The organism is Exilibacterium tricleocarpae, from assembly GCF_007004655.1.
Lineage (GTDB): Bacteria > Pseudomonadota > Gammaproteobacteria > Pseudomonadales > Cellvibrionaceae > Exilibacterium > Exilibacterium tricleocarpae.
Genome location: NZ_ML660098.1, coordinates 15225 through 29936 on the forward strand (window position 1 = coordinate 15225; position 14712 = coordinate 29936).

General features: G+C 57.8%; 12 protein-coding genes. All 12 read right to left on the reverse strand.

All coding sequences use genetic code 11. The features are described from left to right. Positions 1-4: 4 nt before the first annotated feature. On the reverse strand, positions 5-685 hold the full coding sequence (locus FKG94_RS17920) for a phage tail protein I (RefSeq protein ID WP_179957699.1): 681 nt from the start codon (positions 683-685) through the stop codon (positions 5-7). Further along, the gene (locus FKG94_RS17925) at positions 666-1628 is read right to left on the reverse strand and encodes a baseplate J/gp47 family protein (RefSeq protein ID WP_142905712.1); all 963 of its coding nucleotides are present in this window, start codon (positions 1626-1628) and stop codon (positions 666-668) included. Before FKG94_RS17925 ends, FKG94_RS17920 begins: the two co-directional genes overlap by 20 nt. 50 nt (positions 1629-1678) lie before the next feature. Beyond that, positions 1679-3088: a baseplate J/gp47 family protein gene (locus FKG94_RS17930; RefSeq protein ID WP_142905713.1), complete on the reverse strand. Its 1410-nt coding sequence runs from the start codon at positions 3086-3088 to the stop codon at positions 1679-1681. Between the two features lie 46 nt (positions 3089-3134). Continuing rightward, positions 3135-4241, reverse strand: a complete 1107-nt coding sequence (locus FKG94_RS28775; RefSeq protein WP_179957700.1) for a hypothetical protein — start codon at positions 4239-4241, stop codon at positions 3135-3137. Between the two features lie 4 nt (positions 4242-4245). Next, on the reverse strand, positions 4246-4368 hold the full coding sequence (locus FKG94_RS29385) for a hypothetical protein (RefSeq protein WP_281284257.1): 123 nt from the start codon (positions 4366-4368) through the stop codon (positions 4246-4248). Positions 4369-4400: 32 nt separating this feature from the next. Beyond that, complete coding sequence (locus tag FKG94_RS17940; protein WP_218943571.1) at positions 4401-4649, reverse strand: phage tail assembly protein; 249 nt, start codon at positions 4647-4649, stop codon at positions 4401-4403. Positions 4650-5093: 444 nt separating this feature from the next. Next, positions 5094-5594, reverse strand: coding sequence for a phage major tail tube protein (locus FKG94_RS17945; protein WP_142905714.1), 501 nt, complete (start codon positions 5592-5594; stop codon positions 5094-5096). After that, the gene (locus FKG94_RS17950) at positions 5591-6910 is read right to left on the reverse strand and encodes a phage tail sheath family protein (protein ID WP_142905715.1); all 1320 of its coding nucleotides are present in this window, start codon (positions 6908-6910) and stop codon (positions 5591-5593) included. Before FKG94_RS17950 ends, FKG94_RS17945 begins: the two co-directional genes overlap by 4 nt. Positions 6911-7006: 96 nt before the next feature. Then, positions 7007-7366, reverse strand: a complete 360-nt coding sequence (locus FKG94_RS17955; protein WP_142905716.1) for a GPW/gp25 family protein — start codon at positions 7364-7366, stop codon at positions 7007-7009. Positions 7367-7464: 98 nt separating this feature from the next. Next, complete coding sequence (locus tag FKG94_RS17960) at positions 7465-8238, reverse strand: phage baseplate assembly protein V (RefSeq protein ID WP_142905717.1); 774 nt, start codon at positions 8236-8238, stop codon at positions 7465-7467. Next, positions 8235-8882 carry a hypothetical protein gene (locus FKG94_RS17965; RefSeq protein WP_142905718.1) on the reverse strand — a complete coding sequence of 216 codons (648 nt, stop codon included), beginning with the start codon at positions 8880-8882 and terminating at the stop codon, positions 8235-8237. Before FKG94_RS17965 ends, FKG94_RS17960 begins: the two co-directional genes overlap by 4 nt. 61 nt (positions 8883-8943) lie before the next feature. After that, the gene (locus FKG94_RS17970; RefSeq protein ID WP_179957701.1) at positions 8944-14142 is read right to left on the reverse strand and encodes an Ig-like domain-containing protein; all 5199 of its coding nucleotides are present in this window, start codon (positions 14140-14142) and stop codon (positions 8944-8946) included. Positions 14143-14712 lie beyond the last annotated feature (570 nt).

Below are 14712 nucleotides of genomic sequence, written 5' to 3' on the forward strand. Positions count from 1 at the left end.
GATCTTACCCACCACTGTGCTTTTCGTTTACTGCCGCCGTGAAACGCAGCATTTGCATAACCGATATACCGCCGGCGAGTAGCAACTCGCTTGTTAACGCCAGGCCACCCACCTCAAGCCTGAAACGACTGGTAAGCGGCTTGGCCGCATTGATTGCCTGCATCAGGTCATTGTAAAGCTGGCCCCGAAGTTCCAACCCGATGCCCTGCAGGGCCCGGTGCGACAATATCACTTTAAATGTCAGCGGTTCCGGTTGCGATCTGCCGGCCTGAGTCGATGCCGGCTGCGATTCACCCTCAAGCTGTTCCCACCATTCGATAATGGTAAACGCGTTACTGAAGTCCGGCGGGCTATCGCCATCGGCGTCGCTGTGTAATTGCAGGACATGGGTGATGGCGTCGGCAACCGCCCGGCGCGTGCCTCGATGGGCATGTATCGACAGGCTGGCGGCGATCGCCCGGCGTTTTTGTGCGGCAGTCCAATGCTCCTGCCAGGCATCCACAGACAAGGCCCAGGCCAGCCAGGGCAGCAGTGAGTCCGGGCAGTTGTAGGGGTCCCACAACTGATTGATAACAACCGGCACCTTGTGGAGCGCGGCGCTGGCAAGTGCCAGGTCCCGCTCCAACGCCGTGGCGTTGACCGGCAACAGATCATGTTCGCGTCGGTCAGGTACCGGATTGTCCATGTGCATTGCCTGCTTTTATTTCGATGACTGGATTGTCGCGCCCACTAGCCGTTGACAAGACAGCTACGGTATCCATCGGGATGGCGCGGTCCGCCTTCGGTGCGCCCAGGGTCGCCCGTTCGACACCGGGCTGGTAGAGAGCAGCGAAAAACTCACTGCGCAAAATCGGCTTGCCCAGGCGATGGTTTTGCACAACCAGTCTGGCCAGCGCCGCCGTTACAGCCTGTTTGATTTGTCGCTCGTCGGCGCCCGACGCCGGTGTAACCGAGGCCCTCACGTCATAGGGATAAGGATTGGCGAGCTTGACGGCAATACGATCGGTGATAGAGCACACCTCGCTCAACGCCTCCTCAACCTTGGTGATGATTTCCTGATGCGGGTCCTGTGAAGACTTATCCGGTTCATCTGCCAAAGGTGCGTCGGGGTCCAGCAAAATGGTAATTTGCACTTCCCTTTGCCTGTCCGCTCGGGTCTGCGTGACGTTCGGAACCTGAATACTCACGTCTCTGATATGCGGACTGGCGGACAGGGCCTGAAACAGGTAAGCCCCCTGACAGCCCGCCTGGCTAAGCGCTGCAAGACTGAGCCGGGCGCGCAACCTGAGTCTCTCGTCGGACTCCAATATGGCATCGACAGGTGGCGAGGCTTCGGGATCGGCAGGTTTAACAATCAAACGCTTAACACCATACAGAGCAACTGTGTGATCGAGATCGCTGCCGCCGGCACTGGCCAGCATCACCGCTTTCAACGCCTCATCCACCCGCTCACGCAGCGCCAATTCGCGCGAGGCAAATACATGCATAATACGGTCAATCATCACCTCCTCGACATCGGCATGACACAACTGCCTTTTCAACTCGGCCACGATAGCCTCCCTATCCGGAGCATCGGCGAGGACCGGGCTTCGCAAGCCGGCGAGATCAATAACCGGGAATACACTCATGGCAACACTAATTCCCCGACATCCCGGCAGCTCCCTGAAGAGCCTGTTGACTAGAGTCCGACCGGCGCATTTTCCAAAGCCTCTCCATTCTCATTAGCCGTATAAACAAGAAGATACTCTGCGCCCACCGGCTTAGCGCTGTAATCGAATTCATGGTAGCGGTAAACGCTGTTATCACTTCCTTCGCCGCCATCCGGCGCGCCGGGGCCGCCCACCGGCACAGTAGCCAGGGGGTAACTGCCTGCCAGCCGCTTTTGGTTTTTATCGCCCCAATAGACAATGTAATGAGTAAGTAACGTTTCATTTTCCACCCGCCTGAACTTTAGCTGAAAGATAGAGATATCCTGCTCGGAATTTTTCGGCTCGACCTGCAGCTCCGTCACCGTGGAGACCGGTACTTGTTGATTGATGCGAATATCGATATAGGGGCAGAAATTTGCCTGTTGAGGCTTACCCGGCAGCTCATCGGCAGCCGGTGTTTCCAATAAGATATATCTCACTCCCGGTTGCTGGAACGCCGCCAGCAAGCCGGACTTGAGCACCGGCATCCCCAGCCGGTAGTTTTTTTGGGTATAGGCGACTACGGCGGCGGCAACGGCGCCGAGCACCTGCTCGCTGCCCGGCTTGCGGTCCAGTCCAATCCTGGCTTTGATTTCATAGTAGTTAATGTCGGCAAGACTTACCGTCACCTTGTGGGTAATAGGTCGAGTCTCATCATCCAGGAATTTCTCCTCCATCTCGCGGCGCTGCTGTTCCAGCGCGGCTGCCCGGGTCGTTTCTCCGAGCGTCTGTTCATTGATCAGACTGCTCCATCCGCCTCTGTCGTGGACGCGCTGTAGCATATCTTCCGGTCGCGGGCTTTCGCTATCGAACACACCTTTTTCCTGTGCCGGTAACCGATCCGTCTCGCCTCGCGCACCGATCAGGCTAATGCGACCCGCTCCGGCGGCCTGCCCCGACAATGTTCCCTGATGCAAAGGTAGCATGGTTGGCAACAGGGTTATTAGAATTTCGCCGAGGCTGTCCATATGAACGGCAATATCTGCGGCCCGGTCCGAGGCAAACTTTCCGGCAAGGTGCAGATAAGCGGACTTCGACCCTGCGGTATGGACGCTGTTGAAGACTGGTGGTATCCGCATCGAACCCGCCTCTGATGCCCCCGCCCCCACCTGCATCAAGCTTAGCAGCCGGTTCAGGTCCGGGCCGTTTGCCAGCGCAAGATAACTGCCTCTTACCGCCTCGTTAAGGGTCTGGCGGATCAATAACTCCCGATAGGCGAGAACCTCAAGCACCTTGCTGATGGGATCACTCTCCGGCAGTACCGCCATATTCAGTTCGGGTATACGCTGCTGCAGCTCTTCTTTACACGCCGACAGCAGCGCTTCGTAGTCGAGCGCTTCCACTGCGGCCGGAGCCGGTAAAGCGGCGAGGTCCCGATCGTGTAGTCTTCCATCCGACATAGCGTGTGATCCGTAAAATTTGCGCCTGTGATAAGTGCTTGAAGTTTTATAATCTGCCCAGGAAAGACAAGGGTTTAATACCCGACCTTATTCCGCTAGGTGCCTGGCGCTGTAGTTGATCGGCCAGCTTATGCACAGCCCGATGTACCTCGCTGAGTTCATGTTCACTCGCTTGCCGCAGGTCTGAGACAGTCTCTATCAGCTGGCTGATAGATTGTTGGTTCTGGTGATAGAGCACACTCACTTTCGCCTCGGGCGTTTTACGCTCGACGGCTTTGGCGGGCGCCGATACAACAGCCGCAAACTGTTTTAGTTTTTCACTGCTTTCTTTGCTTACTTTCGTATCACCGGCGCGGGCACTACCAGCCCGGGTATGCCATATTGCACCGGGCTGATACTCAGGCAAAACACTCTCATACCTATACCCGCGAGCGTTGCTGACCCCAGTGAATGTCGAAGGCCATGTCAGTTGATCGGCAATGCCTGCTCGCTCACTCACTGCCACAGGATCGACGGCAGTGCCGAGCGATCGCATTTGCGGAATCTGACTGAAAGGTGATCGGATGACCCTGCTTGTGAGCCAGTCGACACTATTGCTAACAGTTCGGGCAATATCGCCCGACCGTCCAACCACAGGTGTCGCCTCAGAGACTGGAGCTCTATCACCCGCACCGGCACTGGGTTGAAACAAACGCACGAGTCTATTGCTGGAGACCACCCCCGAAACCATGGGCTGCTCCGTACGGATCGGACCGGTTATTGCGATACAGGGGTCGATGCCGTTTTTAATTCTAATGAAGGTTGCTCGGGTATACTGATTAAAAATCGCACCTATGGATACAAAAAAACTGCCGCTATTGGCTACATTTACCCTTAGCTGCGAAAGGGTCGGATCAGGCTTCAGGAACAGATTAGAGTCGGGGTTCGAGTTCGGATTCGGATTCGGATTCGGATTCGGATTCGGATTCGGATTCGGATTCGGATTCGCTTGACGGTAACTCGACGGACAGGCGAAAGCGTAGCCGCCCTCTCCATCAAATAGCGACCGGAATGAAAGCTTTACCAGACACCCATACTTCTCCCGGTACACCGGGAACGCCGGCAGGGTTCGAAAGCAGCGCTCGACGGCGGCACCCGGAACCTGAGTCAGCATGCATCTACCTTTCATTGATCATATCCTGTTGCCGTTTGATAAGGGTGCCGGTTTCCAGCCAGTCCAGCAACTCCGGCTCCTCCAGCGATAACAATTCATGCAGTCCCCAGCCGGTTTGGCGCGCCAAAAGATAGACCCCCTCCCGTAAGCCGGGAGGGTCTAGGATAAAAAATCGGACAGCACCGCTTGAATCCTGGCGTAGTCCGCCATATCGAGCTCTTCGATTTCTTCCGGCGCAACCTCGCAAAGATTGGCGATAAAGCGTACCTCTTTGTCCGCCTGATTGCCCTGGATCTTTTCCGCCGCCAGCCGATCGCGTACCTTTGGTCGCCGCATGGTCAATTCTTCGAGTCGACCACCGTTGCTGTCAATGGGGTATGTCAATGTGATTGCGATAGTGTTATCCACTGTAAATTCCTACCGTTTTTCTGCATAAGCTAAAAAAAATGACCGGAATGGCACTCGTTTCGGGTGCCTACTTTCTAGTGCTTCGACCAGAAAAAATTTTTACTTCGGTGGCACTGAAGTCTCGATCCGGGCATAGCCCTTCGGGACCTTCGCCAGCAGGGATGCTGGCGTAGAGCCTACAGGGATGTATGTACCGGGGGGACGCCTAGTCCGTGTCCCGAAGGGCTATAGGCTAGGCGCCCCCCCTGATCGAGACCGTGTCGGCTAGGACACCAAAACCTATTTTGGGTGAAAATCTTTATTGGTCGAAGTAATAGTACTTAAGAGGGCTTGCGCCAATTTGTCAGCTCTTATTCCAGTCCCACCGACCTTAATTAAGAATACTGTGGGTAGGCCTGCCTCTGGAAAGTTGGCACCTCTTCGCTTAAGTATCAATTAACCACACTAAATCCCCAGCGCGCTGCGCATCGCCTGCAATTGATCTTTGCCGTCGATCTTGCGCACCATATTGATCGCATCGATCTCGATCAGCTCTCGGGCCCCGATCTCCAGGCGGTAATAGCGCAGCGCAACGCTAACTTTGAGCGGCGCTTTTTCCCCGGCCTTCCAGTTACCGAAATCGAGCGCGCGCCAGGCGCCGCGCAGGGTCACCACCACCGGTACCACACCGTCCTCGCCATCGAGTCCGCCACGCAGCGTCAACGGCACCTGGGCGCCGTTTTCCAGACCAAACAACGCTATGATGTCGACATCATATTCGGCGATATTAAGGTCGCACTCGAGTTTTTCTATACCCATATCCAGCTCAACAGGTGCATCCATACCCCCGGTCCTGATTTCCTCGGTTTTAATACTCAGCTTGGGCAGCGTCAGCTCCTCGACGCGCCCCGCATAGCCGCGCCCGTCGACAAACAGATTGAAGTTTTTCAGGGTTTTCGGAATCATGCGAAGACCTCCACCAGGTAATCATTGACCAGCCGACTGTTAAACACGATATGCTCCGCCGGATAAGGTGGCGTAAAGTCAAAACTGAATACCACCTTACCTTGTTGAATTCGGTCCGGTGTATTGTCAGCAGGGTCGGCCCAACACCGGCCGTTGATAATGGCACCGATATTTTTCAAATAGCGCAGGTAGGCATTGACCCCTTCGGTGACGTCTGCCACATAGGTGCTGGTGATGTTGCGATCCAGCGCCCACAGATGCGAGCGCAACAACGCGTCGTTGATAAGGTCAGCCGTGCGGCGCACGCTGATAAACTGCCATTTGGCATCAGTCGCGGTGCTGCGATTGCCCCACAGTCGGTAACCGTTTTGTTGGATAATCGTCGCCACCTTACCGCCGTTGAGTCGGTTGGCTGTCGAGTTGACATTGTCCAGCGCGAAATCAATAGGATACTTGGTGCCGACAATGCCTTTGACAGGTTGATTGGACGGGCTGTACCAGAAGCCGCGCTGTGCATCCGAGCGGGCGATAACACCGGCCACCCGGGCCGATGCCGGTTCGTCGATGGTTGTCTCTGCATCGACGGCTACTGTCAGCGGGGGGTAGACGGCATAAACGCGCGGGTCACTGATGCCCGGTTTGCCGCCCGCTGTATCGCCGGCAATATCGGTGAGCGCCTCGGTATAAGCCTCACTATCGACCGCATCGACTACAGCCACACCGCGTACGATGCCAGCCACTTCCGCCAGCTTGTCCCGAATACCACTGTTGTCACTGAACCCGGGGGCAACCAGGATGCGCGGGCATTGATGCACCACGCTTTCCGCACTCTTCAGTCGGTCTATGGCCGCCTTAATATGCGTATCGGCATCGCTTTCTGCCTTGATCACGACAATCAAGGCGCTGGTCTGGTCGAGAATACCGGCCAGGGCGTAGGGCAATGAGTCCTTTTTAAAGCTGTCGGGCACCGGCACTTCATCGGCCGCCATGACCGGCGCTGCGGATTCTGTAGCCTTTCTTTCGCTTTTTTTCTTGGCGTTGGCGGACGACTCGGCCCCTGCAACTGACTCAGGCTCAGTAGCCACAGGGGGCAGTTTGGACGCTGAGTCGTCGCTTGGTGACTCTGATTTACTGATCGCCAAGCCGTATTTTTCCACGTCCTTACGGCTACCGGCAATCAAGATCACCTGATTGGCTTTCAGCTCGCTACTGGCAGCGGTGCCGACAAGACCGATAATAGCGCTATTGCTGCCGGCAATGGGGCGCGGCCCGGAATCATCCTCGTTAATCTGAATACCGTGTAAAAAGTCACCCATAATTAGTCTCTCACTGTAGAGTGGTGGTTTAACCGTCGATATACCGCTTTCTATAACTGTCTTTCAACAACAAGCCTGTGCTACCCACAACTGTTTTTAGAACGCGAGGTTTTCCAATACCAACTGTTCTCCGTCAATACTGTGGTACCCCTCGATATCGATCAGCACCCGCCCCCGGGCAAGTCCGCTTTGGCCACCGACCGCAGCCGTTTTGACCTTGACTTTGCTCAAGCGAATACGGGGTTCCTGGGCGCTGAGTGCCATCACTACAGCCGCCTGGATATCCGCCAGCAATTCCCGGTTAACGGGTCGATCGAGCAGTTCGAATAAGTTTGAGCCATAGTCTCTACGCATAACCCGCGAGCCGATCGGGGTGGACAAGATATCGCGCACCGACTGCCGCAGTTGCTCCAGGCCCTCTATGGGTTTACCGGTCTCGGCGTTCATCCCCAGCATTTAGCGCACCTGCCTGCCTCTGTTATCGTATGTGTACACAACCGCTGTACGCTTCGCCTGGCTGTGAATTCAACAAATCTTGGTAAAATCATCACGCATCAAACGACATCGACACGCATCTTGTTGACCACCAGCTCAGTGGCATCCCCGTTATCAGACACTTTCAGGCGGGCCGTATCACTATCCATAACCAGGTTGCTCTTTCCCACGGACAGAATGATTTTTTCCGGCGCTTTGATCTTTACCGTGCCCGCTTCCAGCTCGATACAGGTCTGCTCTTCCTCGTCGTTTTCCCCACTCATAGACAACGTGAACTTCCCCCGACTCTGGCTTACTGACGCCTGTATATGGAGCGCGGGCGCTTCAGCGTCGGTCCTGTCGGCTAGCTCACAGTTAAAAACATGGGTCTCCCGGTCGTAACTGAACTGCGAACCATCTTTATAAATACGGCGATGGATATGCGCCTGCGGCGCCGGGGGCAGTTGATTTTCGGCGGCCGGTGGTTTGGAAAAATCGTTGTTTTCGGCAAACCGCAGCCAATTGCCGCGATACACCGTGCCAAGCACCACCCCCAGCGCCAGATTGCCCGACGGCGCCGCCACTACCACCTGTTCATCAACTTCCGGTAGCCACCACTCGGCATCGCTGCCACTGCGGGCGGTGAGCCACGGCATCCAGTTGCGCGTATAGGTGCCCTTCTCCTCACCGCCGATATGTACCAGCACCGCGGCGCCGGTGGGTGGTGGCGGAGGATCGTCCGCCTCCGGTTTGACAATCTTTCCTATTTGAATGACGTTGCTCAGCATATGATCATGCATGATCACAAAGGGATCGCTGCCATCGGACTGCGCAGGGGCAAACGGCTCTTTCACTCGGATTTCTCCACACTACATGTATCGACCCGCTGCGCTACCTCGCCGGGAAAGCGGCTGTAGGGAAGGCCCCGCGGCGGCAGTGTCGGTTTAGCGTCGGGCCCGGCACATCCGTCGATGCGCAGTTTCTGCTCCCAAGTAATCGCCCATAGGGACAGCTGACTGCCCCCTTGGTCGTCGCCGTACAGGTCGGCGGCATGGGCCAGTACCGACACACTGAGACGCCAGCTCGACGTGTCGGGCTTGAAACCTTTGGTGAGGCCGTGCAGATCGGCGGCTTCAACTGTGGCCGCCGGGTAGGCGTAGGGCAGCCCCCAGCGTTGACCGGAGATATGGCCCATCAACCGCACCAACAGGTTCTGGGTAACGGTTGTCCGCTGCTCTGAATCCGGCTCCACCACCATCAAATAGGCGACCATTCGCAGCGTTACGTCATTGGCACCGGTCTCGACCAACAGCGTCTCTCCCGATCCGACCGCAGTGACATAGACGGCGGATTTTTTGTCGCTGCGCAGCGCCGCCGTATCCAGTGTTGTTTCCACCAATCCGGCCAGAGGCCGGCTTTGCAACGGCGGCGCCAGCTCGGCCCCCATCTGCTCAATGCCGGCAGCAACCGACTCGATATACTCGCTGATATAATTCATGTGCTCGGGTTATCCTCGCTGCTTCTTTTCAATCGCCAGGCACGGGACAATCGCCGCCCGATTATTGAAACGCACGTAACACACCATCACAGGTATACACATAAATACTGCCGTCGGTACCGATGGCAAGCGGGCTGGGACTCTCTTCATTGGTAGCGGCCCCAATATCAAAAGACCAGTCCACGGCACCGTTATCGGGATCGAGCGCATAAAAAACACCCCGCGCACTGACCACATAAACCCGACCGTCGGCACCGACCGCAGTGGCGGCAGACTGTACAAACGAATCCAACTGGCGGCGCCAGACCACAGTGCCACCGACGGGATCGATGGCATAAACCGACCCGTTGAGTCCCGCCTCCCAAACCCCCACATAGACGGTGCCATCAGCGCCGACAGAAGGCGTGGCGCCAATCCCCGCCAGCGACGGATTTCCCATCGCCGTGTCCCACTTCGGGCTGCCATCGGGACCCACCGCATAGAGCCGGGGCGGAGAGAAAGAACCAAAGTAGAGTGTGCCGTCGGCGGCGATGACCGGCGTCGAACCCGAGCCACCACCCAGGGTGATCTGCCAGCGCTGGGTGCCGTCAGCAGGATTGATGGCAAACAGATTACCGGCGAAATCGCGGGCGTAGACAGTGCCGTCGGCACCGATATTAACCGAACTGCGGGTTTCTGCGGCCAGGGCAAAAGGCGCGCTCCATTTTGGTAAACCGTCCGCCGGATTCAAGGCTAACAGCACGCTGGCGCCCCCGTTATCGGTACCCACATAGACAGTACCGTCCGCACCGATGGCCGGCGACCCGCTCACCGGCGCACCTATGGCATACGACCATTTCTCGCTGCCATCGGCGTTGACGGCATAGACGGTGCCGCCGCTTTCCACTACGTAGATACTGCCGTCCTCGGCGATCACCGGCGTAGCGTCGATGCGTGTGCCCACCGTCGTGAATGACCACGCTATCACGCCGTCATCGGGATTGAAGGCATAGAGTTTGCCCTCGGTTGACGAGCCGGCATAGAGTGTGCCGTCCTCACCCTGCACCACCCCGGGAACAAAGTTATCCGCCACAGCGCAATTGGCCATCGTAAACGGGCGCTGCCATTTTAATGCGCCGCTGTTACTGCTCGTATCCGCCGGGATACGCACACCGGTGCCCTGCCTGGAGCCGCGGAAAAATGCCCAGGGCGCACCACCGGTATAATGGCGCTGCAGCGATCCGCCGGCCACCAGGCTGCTGTTGTCCACCTCGATATCAATCTGGTAACGGCCCGGCAGCGGTGGTTGCCACTGCGCTGTAGCGCCACTGGCTACGGTTGCGCCGGCACTCTTCCAGGTATAATCCAGTGCGAGGCCGTCGGGGTCGTAAGCCGTCACGGCCAGCTCAACAGGCGCCGATGCAGGCGGCAATTCCAGATAGAGACTCTCAAGCACCGGCGCCGTCTCGCCGGCTTTGCTCAGCGGCAGACTCGCGACGGCGCGGTTGCCGCTGTCATCTTCAACGACCACACTGACATTCGCCGCACCGGCAGCCGCTGGCGCGGTCAGCGTAATGACCTCGCTACCCTGGCCCGAGTCGATAACCCAACTGCCATCTGCAGACCACTGGTAACTGAGCATGGATTCGGCGGTGCCACTCAGGTAGAGCCGCGCCGTGGCGCTGTCACCGCTGGCAGCTGGCAACCCCTGCACCGACAAACCTTCCGTGTAAGTGGTAAGCGCGATAGTAACAGTACCGGTGCTGGTGCGCGGATCGACAGGATCGTTGTCATTCAGCGTATAGTGGAAACTGTCTGCGGTGACACCGGCTGCCGGCGGCGGCGTGTAAAGCAAGCTGCCGTTGGTGTTGATGGTGACAGAGCCGCCCTGGTCGGTAGCGATGGTCTCCGCGGTTGCAGTCAAATCGGCATCCGCCGATTCGACATCACTGTCATTGGCCAGCACACCCGGCGCCGCAATCAGGGTGATGATATTGCCCTGCGCGGTAAAATCGTCATCCACGGCGGTCGGCGCATCATTGACGGCGCTGATGGTCAGCGCGACAGTCGCACTGGCGGTGGCTCCGAGATTGTCGGTCACCGCATAGATAAAACTGTCACTGCCGAAGTAATCGGCGGCGGGCGTATAGGTCAAGTTGGGCGCGACGCCGGCGAGCTGCCCGTGCTGCGGGGGCGTGGTTACCGTGTAGGCGACCACGGCACCGTCGCTGTCGGCACCCTGCAGGGTAATACTCAGCGGTGAATCTTCCGCGGTGGTCAGGGTGAGGTCGGTAGCACTGGGCGGCAGGTTCTCCGCACCGGTCAGTATCAGTGTGACCTCGCCGGTAGCGGACAGTGGATCGACCGGGTCATTATCGTTGAGTGTGTACTGGAAACTGTCGGTACTCAAACCTGTTGTCACGGGCGGTGTATATGTAAAGCCGCCATCGGCGTTGAGCGTGACCGCGCCACCTTGCGCCGTTGCCAGCGTTGCCGCTGTCACGGTCAGCTCCGCAGGTACCGACTCGATATCGCTGTCATTGGCGAGCACACCGGGTGCCGCGACGGTGGTCAAAGTATTTCTCGCGGCATTAAAACTATCCGCGGCGGCGGTCGGCGCATCGTTGACGGCATTGATCGTCAGGGTGACGGTGGCCGAAGCGATGGCACCAATACTATCGGTTACCTCATAGACAAAGCTGTCGCTGCCGAAGTAATCGGCGGCGGGCGTATAAATCAAGTTGGGCGCGACGCCGGCGAGCTGCCCGTGCTGCGGGGGCGTGGTTACCGTGTAGGCGACCACAGCACCGTCGCTGTCGGTACCCTGCAGGGTAATACTCAGCGGTGAATCTTCCGCGGTGGTCAGGGTGAGGTCGGTAGCACTGGGCGGCAGGTTCTCCGCACCGGTCAGTATCAGTGTGACCTCGCCGGTAGCGGACAGTGGATCGACCGGGTCATTATCGTTAAGCGTGTACTGGAAGCTGTCCGTAGTCAAACCGGCCGTCGGCGGTGGCGTATACGTAAAACCGCCATCGGCGTTGAGCGTGACCGCGCCACCTTGCGCCGTTGCCAGTGTCACTGCCGTAACGGTCAGCGCTGCAGGCGTCGACTCGATATCGCTGTCATTGGCAAGCACGCCGGGTGCCGCCACCGTGGTCAAGGCATTTCTCGCGGCATTAAAACTATCCGCGGCGGCCGTCGGCGCATCGTTGACGGCATTGACCGTCAGGGTGACGGTGGCCGAAGCGATGGCACCAATACTATCGGTCACCTCATAGACAAAGCTGTCGCTGCCGAAGTAATCGGCGTCGGGCGTATAAGTCAGATCGGGAGCGACGCCGGTCAGCCGCCCGTGTTGCGGGGGCGTGGTCACCGTATAGGTCGCCACGGCACCGTCGCTGTCGGCACCCTGCAGGGTAATACTCAGCGGTGAATCTTCCGCGGTGGTCAGGGTGAGATCGGTGGCACTGGGCGGCAGGTTCTCCGCACCGGTCAGTATCAGTGTGACCTCGCCGGTAGCGGACAGTGGATCGACAGGGTCATTATCGTTGAGCGTGTACTGGAAGCTGTCCGTAGTCAAACCGGCCGTCGGCGGTGGCGTATACGTAAAACCGCCATCGGCGTTGAGGGTGACAACGCCATCCTGCGCCGTTGCCAGCGTCGTCGCCGTAACGGTCAGCGTCGCAGCTGCTGACTCGATATCGCTGTCATTGGCAAGCACGCCGGGTGCCGCCACCGTGGTCAAGGCATTTCTCACGGCATTAAAACTATCCGCGGCGGCCGTCGGCGCATCGTTGACAGTGCTGACAGTAATTCTGACAGTGCCCGTGGCAGTCGCGCCGACATCATCGGTAACCCGGTACGTGAAGCTGTCGTCGCCGAAATAATCAGGTTGCGGCGTGTAAGTCAGGTTGGGCGCCGAGCCGGTCAGGCGGCCGCGGGTCGGTGGCACAGTTACCGCGTAAGAAACAATGACACCATCGCCGTCTTCGCCCCTGAGGGTGACACCGAGTGGCTGGTCCTCAGGGGTGGCGAGATTGAGGTCGACGGCAGTTGGACGCTGATTTTCCGCACCTGTCAGTATCAGCGTCACCCTGCCGGTACTAAATCGCGCACCGGTGGGATCATTGTCGCTCAAGGTGTACTGAAAACTGTCCTCGGCTACACCCGCTGTGAGCGGCGGGCTATAAATAAAACCGCCCCGGCTATCGAGATTGACGGAACCTCCGCGGGCGGTGGTGATGGTCTGCGCTGTGACCGTCAGGCTCGCAGGCGCCGACTCGATATCACTGTCGTTGGCCAGAACCCCGGGCGCGGCAACAACCGTCGGTTTATTTCTGGCAACCGTAAAACTGTCGTCAAGCGCAACCGGTGCGTCATTGACCGGGGTGATGGTAATTGTAACCGTGGCCGTGGACGTCGCACCGGCATTGTCCGTCACGCCGTAAACAAAACTGTCGCTGCCGAAATAATTGGCGGCGGGGGTGTAGGTCATTGCCGGCGCCGCACCACTCAGACGACCGCGGGTCGGTGGTGTAATTACGGAATAGGCGGTAACCACACCATCGGCGTCCTCCCCCTGCAACAGTATACTGAGCGATGTATCCTCGCTGGTTGTCAGCGCCAGGTCGCGGGCCAGCGGCGGTTGGTTGCCGGTGTCTGTCAACACCAGTGTAACGCGGGCAGTCGCGGATTGGGGCGCAGTGGGGTGGTTGTCACTGACCGTGTACTCAAAGCTGTCTTCGGTTAACCCTACCGTGGAAGGCGGTGTGTAGGTAAAGCCCCCATCCACAGCCATGGTCACAGTGCCGCCCTCACGGGTATCCAGGGTCGCCGCGGCGGTGGTCAGATCGGTACTGGCTGAATCGATATCACTGTCATTACTCAACACACCAGGCGCGGCAATGGTGGTCGATGTGTATCCCGCTACCGTATAGCTGTCGTCAACCGCCACCGGCGCGTCATTGACGGCGGTGACCTCAATACTAACGGTCGCGGAGGAGACCGCGCCGGCATTGTCAGTCAATCGGTATACAAAACTGTCGCTGCCGAAAAAATCGGCATCGGGTATATAAAGCAGATCGGGGGCTACGCCTTCCAGCGTTCCGTGCACCGGCGCGGTGACTACAGAGTGATAGGTAATAAAACCGTCACTGTCCGTACCCGGCAAAGTAATGCTCAGGGGCGTATCCTCCGCCGTTGTCAGCGCCAGTGGAGGGGCTTGCGGCGGTTGATTCTCAGCCGGACCATTGTCGTCACAGGCCGCCAGCAGGACCAGCATCGACAGCACCGCCCATCGCTTTAAGAGCCGATTTTTGTGCTGTTTAATCTGTCTCAGTTTTACTAACATTTCAACCTGTGTTTTTAAAAGACAAAGGGACCCCGCTGCACGGGCATACAGCTAACGGTGAAGAAGCGGGAACTCTGTATAAAACGATTAAACGGTCGTGCTGAAGACCGGTTTTATATAGTCGACATACGGTTGTTTACTGACTTGATCCCGTCAAAATCAAACCGATCTCTATTCGGCAAATGGGAAACACCAACCGCCTGATCCATCACCACCCCCTTTGGCACACGCTGACCCCAAGTAAGTACACCCGAGCTTTGTAGTGCAGAAACAGCCTGCAGCGGGCAGAATGTCTGGATGTCAGGGGATAATATAGCGCCCGACCCGGGCCGCCAAGATAGGTAAACACCCCATTTTTACCCCGGCGGCAAGGTGCCGCAAAAGGAGATGAGAGGAGATGAGAGATGAGAGAGAGATGAGGGGTCAAATCTTGACTAATAGTATTTGGGTCTACAACGATACTTTTGTCAGCTTAGAAAGGGGTGTAGCATGCCTTGCGGT